This is a genomic window from Acinetobacter sp. BIGb0196 (assembly GCF_011759595.1).
GTDB classification, from domain to species: Bacteria; Pseudomonadota; Gammaproteobacteria; order Pseudomonadales; family Moraxellaceae; genus Acinetobacter; species Acinetobacter guillouiae.
Genome location: NZ_JAAOZA010000001.1, coordinates 2,318,930 through 2,332,484, shown reverse-complemented (window position 1 = coordinate 2,332,484; position 13,555 = coordinate 2,318,930). Strand labels below are relative to the sequence as shown.

At 38.8% G+C, this 13,555-nt stretch carries 17 protein-coding genes; all 17 read left to right on the top strand.

Going from position 1 to position 13,555, the window contains the following annotated elements:
- The first annotated feature begins 3 nt into the window (after nt 1-3).
- The 17 genes from msbA to cmk all read left to right on the top strand — a co-directional run bounded on the left by msbA (nt 4) and on the right by cmk (nt 13,532).
- A complete protein-coding gene (gene msbA / locus FHR28_RS10720) occupies nt 4-1,734 on the top strand; it encodes a lipid A export permease/ATP-binding protein MsbA (RefSeq protein ID WP_151957108.1) in 1,731 nt (576 codons plus the stop codon).
- A gap of 6 nt (nt 1,735-1,740) precedes the next feature.
- Nucleotides 1,741-2,757, top strand: coding sequence for a tetraacyldisaccharide 4'-kinase (gene lpxK, locus FHR28_RS10715; RefSeq protein WP_166782558.1), 1,017 nt, complete (start codon nt 1,741-1,743; stop codon nt 2,755-2,757).
- A 4-nt stretch (nt 2,758-2,761) separates the two neighbouring features.
- On the top strand, nt 2,762-3,523 hold the full coding sequence (kdsB, locus tag FHR28_RS10710) for a 3-deoxy-manno-octulosonate cytidylyltransferase (RefSeq protein WP_166782557.1): 762 nt from the start codon (nt 2,762-2,764) through the stop codon (nt 3,521-3,523).
- Nucleotides 3,524-3,590: 67 nt separating this feature from the next.
- Complete coding sequence (locus FHR28_RS10705; RefSeq protein ID WP_154130507.1) at nt 3,591-4,571, top strand: DNA polymerase III subunit delta'; 981 nt, start codon at nt 3,591-3,593, stop codon at nt 4,569-4,571.
- A gap of 26 nt (nt 4,572-4,597) precedes the next feature.
- Nucleotides 4,598-4,939 (top strand): PilZ domain-containing protein, encoded by a 342-nt coding sequence (locus FHR28_RS10700; protein ID WP_004720833.1) that lies wholly within the window; start codon nt 4,598-4,600, stop codon nt 4,937-4,939.
- Nucleotides 4,940-4,966: 27 nt separating this feature from the next.
- Entirely contained in the window at nt 4,967-5,740 is a 774-nt protein-coding gene (locus FHR28_RS10695) for a TatD family hydrolase (RefSeq protein ID WP_004720827.1), read from the top strand.
- An 87-nt stretch (nt 5,741-5,827) separates the two neighbouring features.
- Nucleotides 5,828-6,442 (top strand): TetR/AcrR family transcriptional regulator, encoded by a 615-nt coding sequence (locus tag FHR28_RS10690; protein WP_004720824.1) that lies wholly within the window; start codon nt 5,828-5,830, stop codon nt 6,440-6,442.
- Nucleotides 6,443-6,447: 5 nt separating this feature from the next.
- Nucleotides 6,448-7,014 carry a prepilin-type N-terminal cleavage/methylation domain-containing protein gene (locus FHR28_RS10685; protein ID WP_105712767.1) on the top strand — a complete coding sequence of 189 codons (567 nt, stop codon included), beginning with the start codon at nt 6,448-6,450 and terminating at the stop codon, nt 7,012-7,014.
- Complete coding sequence (gene gspI, locus FHR28_RS10680; RefSeq protein ID WP_016539436.1) at nt 7,001-7,384, top strand: type II secretion system minor pseudopilin GspI; 384 nt, start codon at nt 7,001-7,003, stop codon at nt 7,382-7,384. The genes FHR28_RS10685 and gspI overlap by 14 nt, the downstream gene beginning before the upstream one ends.
- Nucleotides 7,384-8,040, top strand: coding sequence for a type II secretion system minor pseudopilin GspJ (gspJ, locus tag FHR28_RS10675; RefSeq protein ID WP_154130510.1), 657 nt, complete (start codon nt 7,384-7,386; stop codon nt 8,038-8,040). The genes gspI and gspJ overlap by 1 nt, the downstream gene beginning before the upstream one ends.
- A gap of 47 nt (nt 8,041-8,087) precedes the next feature.
- Complete coding sequence (gspK, locus tag FHR28_RS10670) at nt 8,088-9,044, top strand: type II secretion system minor pseudopilin GspK (RefSeq protein ID WP_154130511.1); 957 nt, start codon at nt 8,088-8,090, stop codon at nt 9,042-9,044.
- Between the two features lie 233 nt (nt 9,045-9,277).
- Nucleotides 9,278-9,874, top strand: a complete 597-nt coding sequence (locus FHR28_RS10665; RefSeq protein ID WP_004720811.1) for a 6-pyruvoyl trahydropterin synthase family protein — start codon at nt 9,278-9,280, stop codon at nt 9,872-9,874.
- A gap of 74 nt (nt 9,875-9,948) precedes the next feature.
- Nucleotides 9,949-10,662, top strand: coding sequence for a uracil-DNA glycosylase (ung, locus tag FHR28_RS10660; protein ID WP_166782556.1), 714 nt, complete (start codon nt 9,949-9,951; stop codon nt 10,660-10,662).
- On the top strand, nt 10,659-11,780 hold the full coding sequence (locus tag FHR28_RS10655) for an enoyl-CoA hydratase/isomerase family protein (protein ID WP_056510865.1): 1,122 nt from the start codon (nt 10,659-10,661) through the stop codon (nt 11,778-11,780). The genes ung and FHR28_RS10655 overlap by 4 nt, the downstream gene beginning before the upstream one ends.
- Before the next feature lie 6 nt (nt 11,781-11,786).
- Nucleotides 11,787-12,311, top strand: a complete 525-nt coding sequence (gene tadA, locus FHR28_RS10650; protein ID WP_056510868.1) for a tRNA adenosine(34) deaminase TadA — start codon at nt 11,787-11,789, stop codon at nt 12,309-12,311.
- 85 nt (nt 12,312-12,396) lie between these two features.
- Nucleotides 12,397-12,831, top strand: a complete 435-nt coding sequence (locus FHR28_RS10645; protein WP_004720803.1) for an SRPBCC family protein — start codon at nt 12,397-12,399, stop codon at nt 12,829-12,831.
- Between the two features lie 11 nt (nt 12,832-12,842).
- A complete protein-coding gene (cmk, locus tag FHR28_RS10640; protein ID WP_004720801.1) occupies nt 12,843-13,532 on the top strand; it encodes a (d)CMP kinase in 690 nt (229 codons plus the stop codon).
- Nucleotides 13,533-13,555: the final 23 nt, after the last annotated feature.

Sequence of the window (13,555 nt, the reverse complement as noted above, 5' to 3'; positions counted from 1 at the left end):
TTAGTGAATCAAGATTTTAAGGTCTATGTCCGTCTTTTGGCATATTTAAAGCCGTACTGGGGGGCAGCCTTACTCGTTATTATTGGATTTGGCGTAAATGCGGCAACTGAAGTTTCTGTAGCGAAATTACTTAAATATATTATTGATGCAATTCAAGATGGTAATCGTGGAGATCTTGATTGGTTCCCAGCACTGATTATTCTATTGATATTCTTCCGAGGCTTAGGTTTGTTTATGGGAGGCTACTTTACTGCAGTCATCTCAAGAAGTTTGGTATTTAGTATTCGCCAAGAAGTTTATGCCAAACTGTTAAAACTACCAGCACAGTATTACTTGGATAATTCATCTGGCCATATCACTGCAAAAATTATGTATAACGTGGAGCAGTTAACTGCGGCTTCCTCTGAATCGTTAAAAACATTAATTCGTGATGGTGCAATTGCTTTGGGTTTATTGGGTTATTTGCTGTATACCAATTGGCGTTTAACCTTGTGTATTTTTATCTTTATGCCGATTATTGGCTTATTGGTACGTAAAGCTTCAAAACGTATGCGTAAGCTCTCTATTCAAGTGCAAAATACCATGGGTGATGTCAACCATATTGTGCAAGAAACAGTCAGTGGTAATGCTGTTGTAAAGAGTTTTGCAGGTGAAGAAAGTGAACAACAACGTTTCTATAAGTCGTCAGAAGAAAACTTAAAACGTGGCTTGAAAATGGTGGTTGTACAAAACCTAAATAGTCCACTGGTACAATTGGTCATGGCTTTTGCTCTGGGTATCATTATTTGGTTGGCATTACGTCCACAAATTTTAGGCGATACTTCAGCAGGCGAGTTTGTTGCTTATATCACAGCAGCAGGGTTACTGGCGAAACCTATTAAAAACTTAACGGATATTAATGAAAAATTACAACGTGGTATTGCTGCTGCATATTCTGTATTCGAAGTTCTAGATTTGCCACATGAAGAAAATACTGGAACATTAACGCCAAAATTATTGGGTAATATCAAGTTTGATCATGTGTCTTTGATTTATAAAAACAATGTAAAAGGGATTGATGATTTCACATTAGACATAAAAGCAGGCCAAACCATTGCTTTGGTTGGGCGTTCAGGTGCTGGTAAGTCATCTTTGGTGAATATGTTGGTGCGCTTTCAGGAAATTAGCGCAGGGCAAATTTATCTAGATCAACTTCCTATTCAAGATATTGAACTCAGTTGTTTGCGTACACAAGTTGCAATGGTCAACCAACAAGTTGTTTTATTTGATCGAACAGTGCGTGAAAATATTGCATATGGTCAGTTAGAAAAAGCATCCGATGAAGCCATTATTGCCGCTGCTAAAGCAGCTTATGCACATGACTTTATTATGGAGTTACCAAATGGTTATGACACACCTTTGGGCGCGCAAGGCTTAAGTCTTTCTGGTGGTCAACGTCAACGTATTGCCATTGCACGTGCAATCCTTAAAAATGCACCAATTCTTATCCTTGATGAAGCCACCAGTGCTTTAGATAATGAGTCTGAACACTTTATTCAAAAAGCATTTGATGAAGCGATGCTTGATCAAAATCGAACCACGATTGTGATCGCTCACCGTCTATCCACAATTGAGAAAGCAGATAAGATTGTGGTTATGGATAAAGGGCGTATCATAGAGCAAGGTACTCATACGGAGTTATTAGCGAAGCATGGCGCTTACTATCAATTGTATGAACGTAACTTTGAGGAATAATCGAACATGTCTATTGCGCAAATCATTCAAGATGCTTGGAATAAACAGTCCAAGTGGTTGATTGCATTGCGGCCATTGTCATGGTTATATCAATTCGGTTTTACGGTAAATAAGCAACTGTATCAAAAAGGTATAAAAAAAACCTATAAAGCACCTGTCCCAGTGATGATTATTGGAAATATTACTGTGGGCGGGAGTGGGAAGACACCGTTATTGATCCAGTTGGTGAAATATTTGCAACATCACCGTGTTCGTGTTGGTGTGATTAGCCGTGGTTATGGGGGGCAAGGGCCTTTTCCTGCACTGGTTACTTTAGATTCTGTGCCTGATCAAGTGGGCGATGAACCCTGTTTAATTGTTCAGTCTACTGAGGTTCCCATGGTGGTGGGTGGCAATCGCCAAGCCAATATTGAGTTACTACTGCAACATTATGAACTTGATTTGATTATCAGTGATGATGGTTTACAGCATTGGGCTTTAGCGCGTCAAATCGAATGGATTGTGTTGGATAATAACCGGGGTTTGGGCAATCAAAAACTGCTTCCTGAAGGTTATTTACGCGAGCCTGTGAGCCGTTTAAAGCACAGCACCGTGATTGAGCATGCGCACCAGCCACATTCAGCTCTCAATATGCATTTAGAAGTGACAGAACCTTATCTATTAAATCCAAGTTTTGACCAATCTGAGCAGTTTGATCCTACACTCGATTATTATGCAGTTGTTGGAATTGGTTTTCCTCAACGCTTTTATAATACCTTGGAAAGTATAGGTGTAACTCAATTTCAATGTCATGAGTTTCCAGACCATTATGATTATGAAATTGATGATTTGCAGTTTGAAGATAACAATCCGATTATCACCACTGAAAAAGATGCAGTAAAGCTTTTACCATTATTGAAAAATCATTCTACATTTAGTCGTGAGATTTGGGTGGTTCCAGTAGGGGCAGTCTTGTCTGATGAATGCTATCTATTACTCAACCAACAACTTACTCAACTTGGTATTGATCTAATACAAGGTTAATTTGATGAAACATATTGTTATTCCTGCGCGTTTTGCGAGTTCACGTCTTCCGGGTAAACCGCTTTTAGAAATTCATGGACGAGCCATGATTTTACGTGTGGTTGATCAAGCAAAAAAAGTACAGGGGTTTGATGATCTTTGTGTGGCAACAGATGACCCACGTATTGCAGCGCTTTGCCGAGCAGAAGGTGTGGATGTTGTGATGACTGATCCGAGTCATCCTTCAGGCACAGATCGTTTAAGTGAAGTTGCTCGGATCAAAGGTTGGAATGCTGAGGATATTATTGTGAATGTACAGGGCGATGAGCCTTTGTTGCCTGCACAATTGGTGATTCAAGTTGCGGAGTTGCTAGCACAGAAAGCAGATTGTTCAATGTCGACCTTATGTGAGCCGATACATCAGCTTGACGAGTTTCAGCGTGACAGCATCGTGAAAGTGGTGATGTCAAAGTTCAATGAAGCGCTTTATTTCAGTCGTGCACAAATTCCTTATGATCGAGAGGGTGTTAAACAGGCTGAGCAAAAGCTACATCAGCATGCTTATCGTCATTTGGGCTTATATGCTTACCGTGTCAAGCTTTTACAAGAATATGTCACTTGGGATATGGGTGTTTTGGAACAGTTGGAAAGTTTAGAGCAATTACGCGTTTTAGAAAATGGACATCGTATTGCGATTGATATCGCACAAGTAAACTTACCACCGGGTGTCGATACTCAAACAGATTTGGATCGCTTAAACGCCTTAGATGTAGCGGTTTTTGAATAGTTTGTCTTTGCATTATTTATACTTACGTCACTTGTTTTTACCTCACTTGTATTTAGGTTTTTGATTCATGGATGCTTCTAATTCTCAGGTTTATCCTTGGCAGCAACAGACATGGGAAACCTTAACAGGTCGCTTTCCAAAATTAGGGCATGGTTTATTGTTCTATGGTAAAAAAGGTTGTGGTAAACATGCATTTACCCAACATTTTTTGTCATGGGTTTTGTGTTTAAATAAAACACCACAAGGTGCTTGTGGAGAGTGCGCAAGTTGCCAGTGGCTCAAATCGGATACCCACCCTAACTATGTTAATATCACGACCGATGAAGAGAATAAGAAGCAAAACGCGAAAATTAAGATCGAGAAGATCCGTGATTTACTACCATTTGTGCAGCAAACAGTAGATGGTTGGCGCGTTATTGTGATTGAACCTGCAGAAGCTTTAAATATTGCTTCTGCAAATGCATTATTAAAAACACTAGAAGAGCCAGGTGATCGGGTACAGATTATCTTACTTGCAGAACATTATCTAAAGTTGCCTGCAACGATTCGTAGTCGGTTACAGCACTTTGCCATGGATCGTATTAGCCCCACGCTTTCAGAACAATATTTGCAACAGCATTTACCAAGTGAAATGCATTCTAAAATTAACTTGTTGATGAATTTATCCAATAACATGCCATTGCAAGCATTGGCGCTTGCTGAGCTGGATTGGTTAAACCGACGTGGGGAATTTTTACAAGATTGGCAAAGACTGGTCAGTCAAAAAAGCATGCCTTTACAGTTCGCTTCAAAATGGAATAAAGAACTGAGCTTTTATGATTTTTTACAAATGTTTGAATACTTGTTGTCAGATATAATTTGTGTCAAGCTGAATCAAGTTGTAAAGAATTCAGATTTGCAGTTGGATGAGCTTGCAGCGCAGTATCAATTGCAAAGCTTGTTCTCTATTTATGAGGATTTACAACAATCTAAGCTAAAAGTTGATCAAAATGTACAAACAAATCTAATTATTGATCAATTGTCGATTCAGTTAATGAATGTGACATAAAATTTGAATATTCAGGGGGAATAATCATGCAACCACGTATGGGCGGTTTGATTCAAGTCAACATCAATGATCGTGCAACCTTACAAGCCAGTTATATGCCTTATATTTTAGGTGGTGGCTTATTTGTACCATCAAAGAATGCTGTAAAAATGGGCGATGAAGTGTTCGTATTGGCAGGTTTGCCAGATCAATCACAGAAAGTTCCTTTAACAGGGAAAGTGATTTGGATTTCGCAAAAGCAAAATGGAATTAAGCCACAAGGTTTTGCAATTCAACTCACTGGCGAAAAAGGCATCTATTACAAAATGGAAGCAGAAAAACTACTCGCAGGCAGTATGTCTTTAGACCGTCCTAGCTTTACAATGTAAGCCAATTTTCAATATTTAGGAATTTCTGTGTTTGTTGATACGCATTGCCATTTAACCATGTTAAATCTTGAACCTTATGCTGGGGATCTCGATGCCGCATTACAACAAGCAAGAGATGCTGGTGTGTCCAAATTTATGGGGATTTCTGTAGATTTGGATGACCATATCGCACTTGCAGAAATTGCCGCAAGACATTCAGATGTGGGCTATAGTGTTGGTGTGCACCCATGTGAAGATCCTGCAGTGATGCAACGTGCAAGTGTTGAAAAACTGGTTGAATTGGCGCAGGCTGAAAAAGTTTGGGCCTTGGGTGAAACAGGTTTGGATTATTTTCATAGTACTGAATTTATTGCTGAACAAAAAGCCTGTTTTGCACGACATATTCACGCATCGCAACAGCTTAAAAAACCTGTAGTTGTCCATACCCGTTCAGCAAAGCATGAAACTGTAGACATTATTCGGGCTGAAAAATCAACACATGGTATTTTGCATTGTTTTACAGAGGATTGGGAGACTGCAAAGGCGGTTTTAGATTGTGGCTACTATATTTCCTTCTCTGGGATTGTTTCATTTAAAAATGCGCAAGATTTAAGAGATGTTGCAAAGCAGGTACCTTTAGATCGCTTGTTGATTGAAACGGATAGTCCTTATTTGGCGCCGATGCCTTATCGAGGAAAACCGAATGAACCAAAATACGTTCCTTATGTAGCCAAAGCGCTGAGTGATGTATATGATAAAACGCTTGAAGAGATCGCTTTCATTACCACACAAAATTTTGAAAATCTGCTTCAACAAAAGTGATTGAAAAGCACTGATTTAAAAAGCAATCAATAGAAGTGCGTCAATTTATTAACGGATAGAATTAACAAGAGAGTTTATCGGGTGAAGATGGATCGACAGGCTCAGTTTAGAGCAAGAGAAGCATTGATTTTTCAGGTTGCTGAACAACTGCTTTTAGAAAATGGTGAAGCTGGGATGACATTGGATGCCCTTGCTGCAGAACTAGATCTAGCTAAGGGAACACTTTATAAGCATTTTCAGAGTAAAGATGAGTTGTATATACTACTCATCATTCGTAATGAACGTATGTTACTTGAAATGGTACGTGATACTGAAAAAGCATTTCCTGAGCATTTGGCTTTTTTTATGTTGCACCATTTACACCATCCTGAACGTGCAGTGTTATTCCATCAGATCGAAGAGCGATTATCCACTACTGGACAAGGCATCCATCATTTATTTAGTGAACTCTATCAAGTGCGTAAACAACGTTTACGTATCATTATTCGAATGACAGAATGCTATCTAGAATCCATTCAAAGTTTGATGTCTGTACGTGATTATTTGGCTTCGATTTGGTCAATTACGCATGGTGGAGCAGCGATATTGAATTCAAGCTTCTATCAACGTTATTTAGGTTGTCGAGATACCTTACGTGTCGCATTGATTGATCAGGCATTGGCTGTGCCAAAACATCCACAAGCCTCAGAACAGGTGGCTTAGCTGCAATGAAAAATCTACGATCATCTCAAAAAATGCGAGGTTTTACCTTAATTGAGGTGATGGTGGTGATCGTCATCATCAGTATTATTGCCTCATTGATCATTTTAAATATTGATGGCGTAGATCAGCGTAAAGCTATGCAAGCGCGCGAGATGTTATTGCTCGATTTAAAGCAGATTAATCGTGAAGCCAATGATCAAGCGCGTATTTATGCACTCGAATTACACAATGCTACGGATGTTGCAGATGCACAGTATGGTGTTATTGAATATATTCCAGTCAAAGAAGACGCTGAGCAACGTATTCGAGTGGTTGACAATAAACCATGGAAAGAAGTGACGGACTTTCCTAAAAGAGCGTTGCCAGAATACGTTTCATTTTCTATTGAAACGGAAGATCATCAATTCCAAAATGCAAATAACTCAGAACTCTTGGGGAATAATGCACCTAAATTGATTTGGTTTGGAAATGGTGAAGTCAAACCTGTCACAATTCAAATGTATTATCAGCAAAAGCCAGTGGGTGGGGTGATTCGAGTTGATTATTTGGGTAAAGTAGATGAAGAAAAATAAGGGCTTTACTTTAATTGAGGTGGTTGTGGCTTTGGCGATTTTTGCAGTCGCAGCAATGGCTTTGACTAAAGTCGCGATGCAATATACGCAGTCGACAGCCAACGCGATTTTACGAACCAAAGCTCAGTTTGTTGCACAGAATGAAATCTCAATGATGATGATTAATCGTGAATGGCTGTCAGGAACATCATCCAAACAAATCACCACACAAGGTGAAACTTGGCAGGTAGATAAAAAAGCAGAATCTACACTGAGCCCAAATGTACAAAAAATAGATGTGCAAGTGAGCCTTTTTAATCCTGATACGGGCAAAGTAGAAGCAGGGATTACCAATATGGTGTTCTTTAATTATCCGATCAAAGAAAAATAATGATGAATCTAATCAAACATAAAAAAAATCAAACTGTGTATTCACAGAAAAGTACGGGTTTTACCTTAATTGAACTTTTGGTGGCTATTGCAATCTTTGCTGTTTTGTCAGCATTGGGCTGGAAAATATTTGACTATCTGATTAAGGTTAAAGATCGTAATGTCATACATGAGGAAAATTTAGGTCAATTGCAAGGTGCCTATCAACAGATTCAGCGTGATACCTTACAGATTGTTCCTATTTCTGCGAGAAGTGGTGAGGAAATTGAACCTGCTTTACGCTTAGACAATCAAAAACTTTCTTTCAGTAAAACAGGTGTAACCGACCCGCTTAAACAGGGGCTGTCACCCTATGAACGAATTGAATATGTTTACAATGCACAAGAGAAAAAACTTTATCGGTTAAAATATTCAAATTTAAATCGAAATAATTCAGAACAACCCTTATCGAGTGTGTTATTGGCAGATGTTGATCAGTATCGTATTGATGTTTTAAATCCAACTGAATTAGATCGTTGGCCAAACGATATGATTAAAAATGATGGGCAATTGCCACGTGGGATTAAAATTAAAGTCACGATTCGTGATATAGAATATGAATGGATTTTTAGTTTGCTCAATTCTGACTATCTGATCAATAACGGCACAGGTAATTAAATCAGTATTATGTTAGATGTGGATCAATCAATTTAGGTAAATCATTCATGCAGTTGAAGCAGCAAAAGGGTATCGCATTAATTACGATTTTAGTGATGGTCGCTTTGGCAACCATTATTGCTGCGACGATTGCTAAACGTCAAAATTACACCAATGAAAGTACAGGGTTTTTAAAACGGCAAAGCCAAGCACTTTTTTATGCAAAGAGTGCGGAAGCATTTTATTCTGAGATATTGGTACAAGACAGCGAAAACAGCAAAGAGGCAGATTATTTACAGGAAACTTGGGCAAAACCAATGCCAGCATTTCCCGTTGAAGATGGATATGTTACAGGTGTGTTGGAAGATGAGTCAGGTAAATTCAATTTAAACAGTTTATTAACCAATGAAGGTAAGCCCAACGATGCAGCACAGAAATATTTTTCTAAACTGTTGGTTCGTGTCGGTTTACCTGCTGATGCTGTCCAAGCCGTGATTGATTGGCAAGATCCAGATAATGAAACCATAGGTTCATTCGGCGCCGAAACAAGTTATTACCAAGGTTTACCTAAACCATATTTGGCTGCAAATCGAAAATTTTCCAGTGTTGAAGAACTTAAACAAGTACGTGGTTTTGAAGAAAAAAAGTATGATTTAATCGCACCTTATATATCGGCACTGCCTGATATTGCCACACGAATTAATGTTAATACAGCACCTGCAATGGTTTTGGCAGCCATGGATGAAAAACTAGACGTAAATAGCATACAAACAGCTTTAAAAGCGAGACAAGAAAAACTTGAGCACTTTGCCAATGTAGGTGAGTTGATGAAAGTCGCACCATTTGACACATTGGAAGCTGCAAGTAAAACCGAGGCAGATAAGATTTTCGGTGTGACATCCAATTATTTTAAAGCCAACATCGAAGTATCTTTAAGCAATCGAAAGCGTCAATTTACTACGCGCTTTATGCGTAATGATAAATCGCAAGTTTATGTTTATTCGCGTAGCCTTGCGCCATTTTGAAAATTTTAGTGAATATTTATTTTAACTATATGATTTTAAATAACTATAAAAAATAGTTAAAAGGTAGTCAAAAGGTTGGTTGATTGAGTAAACATGATTCGATAAGCTAAATAGGCCTAAAAAAGCAGATCATCCTTTTTGCTAATTGCAATCAACGTGAAAATTAATGCTCAGGGTTCGAGTTTTGCTTTATAATCGAGATTCTTTACCGATTTGTTTATAAAATTTGGCTCATGTTAATTCGTAAGTTATTTAAGTTTGAAAATGCACATATTGTGCGCAATTGCACGTCAGATCGTTGCAAACGGTCTATACACGGGCACAGCTATAAAGTTGAATTACTACTTAAAGCTTCAAAACTTGATCATGGTCAAATGGTATATGACTTTGGATTGCTTAAAGGTGTAATTAAAGAAATTTTCGACAGTTTTGACCATGCGATCTGTTTTTGGCAAGAAGATAACCCTGAATATATTCAGGCGTGTAAAACCTTTAGTGCTCGTTGGGTGGCTTTGCCAGTTTCTCCATCGGCTGAACAGTTTTCACGGATATTCTTTTTTCTCGCGCAACAGATTTTAAAATCCACCATTACCCAAAATGGGGAAGGGGATGTTGAAGTCTATTCTGTGATTGTGCATGAAACCGATACAGGTTATGCGCAAAGTTTTCAAGAAGATATTGAAAATGCTCAGATGGGACTGTTGAATCTGGATAAAATTATTTTTTCTGAGCAGGTCATATCTGAATGGTCTGACCCAGAAATGTATGAAAAATTGAAACAAGGTATTCCGTTTCAAAACCCTGAAGTGGATTTACAGGTTAAAATTTAAATGATGATTCTTGAGTGAAATCCATCTTTAGGACAAATAAATTTTTAGGAAAATGAAATTTAGGATGAAAGTTGATGCAATTATCTGAACTCGAACAAACAAAATTAAATCAAGTTCGGTTAGATCAAAGTTGGAAAGAAGGTTTAGCTGAGTTTCTTTTGAGTCAGCAAATGGATGATTTGCGTTCTTTTTTAGTTGCTAAAAAAAATGCAAATAAAACCATTTATCCACCGAGCTCACTTATTTTCAATGCATTAGACACAACGCCATTGAATCATGTAAAAGTGGTCATTTTAGGACAGGATCCTTATCACGGCCCTGAACAAGCGCATGGCTTGAGTTTTTCCGTACAAAGAGGCGTTGCATTGCCTCCGTCTTTACGTAATATCTTTCATGAGTTAAATACAGATTTAGCTGTGCCTGTATCCCGACATGGTGATCTCACTAAATGGGCTCAACAGGGTGTATTGCTTTTAAATAGTGTGTTGACAGTGGAAGCTGGGCAACCGACATCACATCAAAAACGCGGTTGGGAAAATTTTACAGATCATGTGATTGATGTGTTGAATGAGCATAGAGAGCACATTGTATTTATACTTTGGGGTGCATATGCTCAGAAAAAAGGACAACGTATAGATCAAACGAAGCATCTGGTATTAAAAGCTGCACACCCATCTCCATTGGCAGCAAATCGTGGTGGCTTTTTTGGTTGTAAGGTTTTTTCAAAAACAAATAATTATCTGAAACAATATGGCATTGAGCCAATCGACTGGCAGCTGGACGCATGACAAACTCTCCCGAAATAAATAATTATCACCCAGATCTGATTATCGAAGAAGCGAAAAAGGGATGGCGAATTATTCGCTTAAATCGTCCTAAGTCGCTTCATGCACTTGATGAATCTATCGTTGCGGCATTATTGAAGCTGTTTGAGGATTTTCATCATGATGACTCAGTTAAGGCAATTTGGTTGGATTCAACCACGCCAAAAGCTTTTTGTGCAGGTGGTGATGTTCGTAAACTTCGCCAATTGGTGATCAACAATGAAGTTGAAACAGCCAATAAGTTTTTTGAAACGGAATATGCTTTAGATTTACTGTTGCATAATTATGCTAAACCTATAGTGGTTTGGGGTGAAGGTTATGTCATGGGTGGTGGCTTAGGCTTATTTATGGCTGCCCCATTTCGTTTAGTTACTCCGTATTCGCGTCTTGCTATGCCTGAAGTGAATATTGGTCTATATCCAGATGTGGGGGCTACACGTTTCTTGGCAGATCGTGGTCCGATAGGTTTATTCACAGGTTTAACTGGTTCGATCATGACTGCAGCGGGTGGTTATGGGATTGGCTGGGCAACTCATATTTGTGATGCCCAACGTGATGTGGTTTTACAGAAACTGATTGATATTGATTGGGATCATTATCCTGCTGGTGATTTCCGTGCTTTAGATGACACCTTAAATAGTTTACATCGTCCTGTTTCACCAGGACCGTTGCAAAACTCTTTGGATGTGATTCATAGTGTTTGTCGTGGTGTAAACTTTGAACATGATTATGAAGCGATTATTGGCCTAAGTGATGCGCGTAGTGATTGGTTGCGTCAAGCCAGTGAGAATCTACAAAAGGGCTCACCAAGTACTGCTGCGATTACCTGGTTGTTATGGCAGTGGGGACGTCAAGTTCATCCGTGGTCTGAGGTTTTTGAATTAGAAAAACAAATTTCTGATTGGAAAATTCGTCATCCTGATTTTGTTGAAGGGGTACGCGCACGTTTGGTGGATAAAGATTTATCACCAGAGTGGGAACAGGTTGAGTCTCGAACATTGCGTGGAATACTTGCTAAAAATCCACCTGTCACAACGATTGACAGTTGGAATGCGCTGCTAAGTCAGTACGGTATCATTTAAGGTCGTATGACTGAAAAAACTCAACAACACATAGATCAACAATGGATGCAGCTGGCTTTAGAGCAAGCTGCATTTGCTGCATCTATCGGTGAAATTCCTGTTGGTGCAGTGATTGTAAGTCAGGGGCAAGTCATTGGTGAAGGTTATAATCAACCGATTGCTCAGCATGATCCAACAGCCCATGCGGAAATTCAGGCACTGCGCAATGCGTGTCAAAAGATTGAAAATTATCGCCTGCCAGAAGACGCCACTTTATACGTCACACTTGAACCTTGTACCATGTGTGTTGGTGCATTAATCCATGCAAGAATCAAACGTGTGGTTTTTGGCGCGACTGAACCTAAAGCGGGTTCACTTATCAGTAGCCGCCAACTGTTAGAGATTGGCTATTACAATCATATATTTCAGTTTGAAGGCGGTTGTTTACAAACGCAGTGCTCAAGCCAACTGTCTGATTTTTTTAAAATGCGTCGTGAGCAAAAAAAACAATTAAAGTTACAACAAAAGACCTTAAATGACTCATTAAAATGATCTAGAATACACAAGATTTTAGTGACAATAAAAATTGTCAAAATAAGGGTTTAAAAATATAGTTAAAGTTTAAAAGGGTATAACAATGAATTCTATTCAAGTAAAACAAGAGTTTAATGCACCAATCGATCAGGTCTTTGACTTGTTATCAAAGCATTCAACCTATAATGTGGCTTTTGCTCCCATTCAAGTTGTACGGGTAAAAGATGCTGCTGATCCTGAACGCCCAGATGGATTGGGTTCTATCCGTCGTATGGGGTTTGGTCCGATCAAGCCGATTCAAGAGAAAATTACGCATCTGGATGTCAATAAACGTATTGAATATAAGTTAATTAACAATCCATTAATTAAACATCATATTGGAATTATTGAGTTTACAGCGCTTGATGCAAACAAAACCCGTGTTGACTATACGATCGAATTACAAGCACGTGCACCATTTGTGAGTAAATTAATACTTGCACAGCTTAAACTAGCGATTACACTTGGATTTAAGAAACTTGCTAAGTCTGTAGCTTAATTGGAAATTCAATGACAATTCAAATTATCACAATCGATGGGCCAAGTGGTTCTGGTAAAGGAACACTTGCAGCAAAACTTGCGAATCACTATCAATTCCATTTATTAGACTCTGGTGCGCTGTATCGTTTGCTTGGATTGTCATTGCATCAAAAAGAATTGTTGGACGCATTAGATACTGAATCTGTATTGCAACAAAGTGTGACGATTGCAACAAATTTAGATATCGTATTTAAGAGTGCTGACAACGGAATCATGATTTTGTTAGATGGTGAGGATGTCTCACAAACGATTCGTACTGAACGTGTTGGTGAATTTGCTTCAAAAGTCGCAGCAATTCCAGCGCTTAGAGCGGCATTGGTAGATCGACAACATGCTTTTGCTCAGTTGCCTGGCTTGGTTGCCGATGGGCGTGATATGGGCACTTCTATTTTTCCACAAGCACAAGCGAAGATTTATCTCACTGCTTCAGCCGAGTCCCGTGCAGAGCGTCGTGTAAAACAGTTGCAGGGAATGGGGCTGGATGTTAAAATAAGCGACATTTTAGCAAATATACAAGCTCGAGATAAAAGAGATATGGAACGCACAGTCGCTCCACTCAAGCCAGCAGAAGATGCTTATATCATTGATAGCTCAGAAATGAACATCGATGAAGTGTTTAAACTGATGACTGATTATGTCGAGTTACATTTAGCTAAATAAAGAATATTTAACCAAATATTAGC

What these genes read in the sequence shown, in the direction of transcription:
- FHR28_RS10685 (WP_105712767.1), top strand. Translation starts at nt 6,448, where the DNA reads ATGAAAAATCTACGATCATCTCAAAAAATGCGAGGTTTTACCTTAATT.
- gspK (WP_154130511.1), top strand. Translation starts at nt 8,088, where the DNA reads ATGCAGTTGAAGCAGCAAAAGGGTATCGCATTAATTACGATTTTAGTG.
- FHR28_RS10705 (WP_154130507.1), top strand. Translation starts at nt 3,591, where the DNA reads ATGGATGCTTCTAATTCTCAGGTTTATCCTTGGCAGCAACAGACATGG.
- tadA (WP_056510868.1), top strand. Translation starts at nt 11,787, where the DNA reads ATGACTGAAAAAACTCAACAACACATAGATCAACAATGGATGCAGCTG.
- gspI (WP_016539436.1), top strand. Translation starts at nt 7,001, where the DNA reads ATGAAGAAAAATAAGGGCTTTACTTTAATTGAGGTGGTTGTGGCTTTG.
- kdsB (WP_166782557.1), top strand. Translation starts at nt 2,762, where the DNA reads ATGAAACATATTGTTATTCCTGCGCGTTTTGCGAGTTCACGTCTTCCG.
- lpxK (WP_166782558.1), top strand. Translation starts at nt 1,741, where the DNA reads ATGTCTATTGCGCAAATCATTCAAGATGCTTGGAATAAACAGTCCAAG.
- cmk (WP_004720801.1), top strand. Translation starts at nt 12,843, where the DNA reads ATGACAATTCAAATTATCACAATCGATGGGCCAAGTGGTTCTGGTAAA.
- FHR28_RS10700 (WP_004720833.1), top strand. Translation starts at nt 4,598, where the DNA reads ATGCAACCACGTATGGGCGGTTTGATTCAAGTCAACATCAATGATCGT.
- FHR28_RS10645 (WP_004720803.1), top strand. Translation starts at nt 12,397, where the DNA reads ATGAATTCTATTCAAGTAAAACAAGAGTTTAATGCACCAATCGATCAG.
- FHR28_RS10655 (WP_056510865.1), top strand. Translation starts at nt 10,659, where the DNA reads ATGACAAACTCTCCCGAAATAAATAATTATCACCCAGATCTGATTATC.
- gspJ (WP_154130510.1), top strand. Translation starts at nt 7,384, where the DNA reads ATGATGAATCTAATCAAACATAAAAAAAATCAAACTGTGTATTCACAG.
- ung (WP_166782556.1), top strand. Translation starts at nt 9,949, where the DNA reads ATGCAATTATCTGAACTCGAACAAACAAAATTAAATCAAGTTCGGTTA.
- FHR28_RS10690 (WP_004720824.1), top strand. Translation starts at nt 5,828, where the DNA reads ATGGATCGACAGGCTCAGTTTAGAGCAAGAGAAGCATTGATTTTTCAG.
- FHR28_RS10665 (WP_004720811.1), top strand. Translation starts at nt 9,278, where the DNA reads ATGTTAATTCGTAAGTTATTTAAGTTTGAAAATGCACATATTGTGCGC.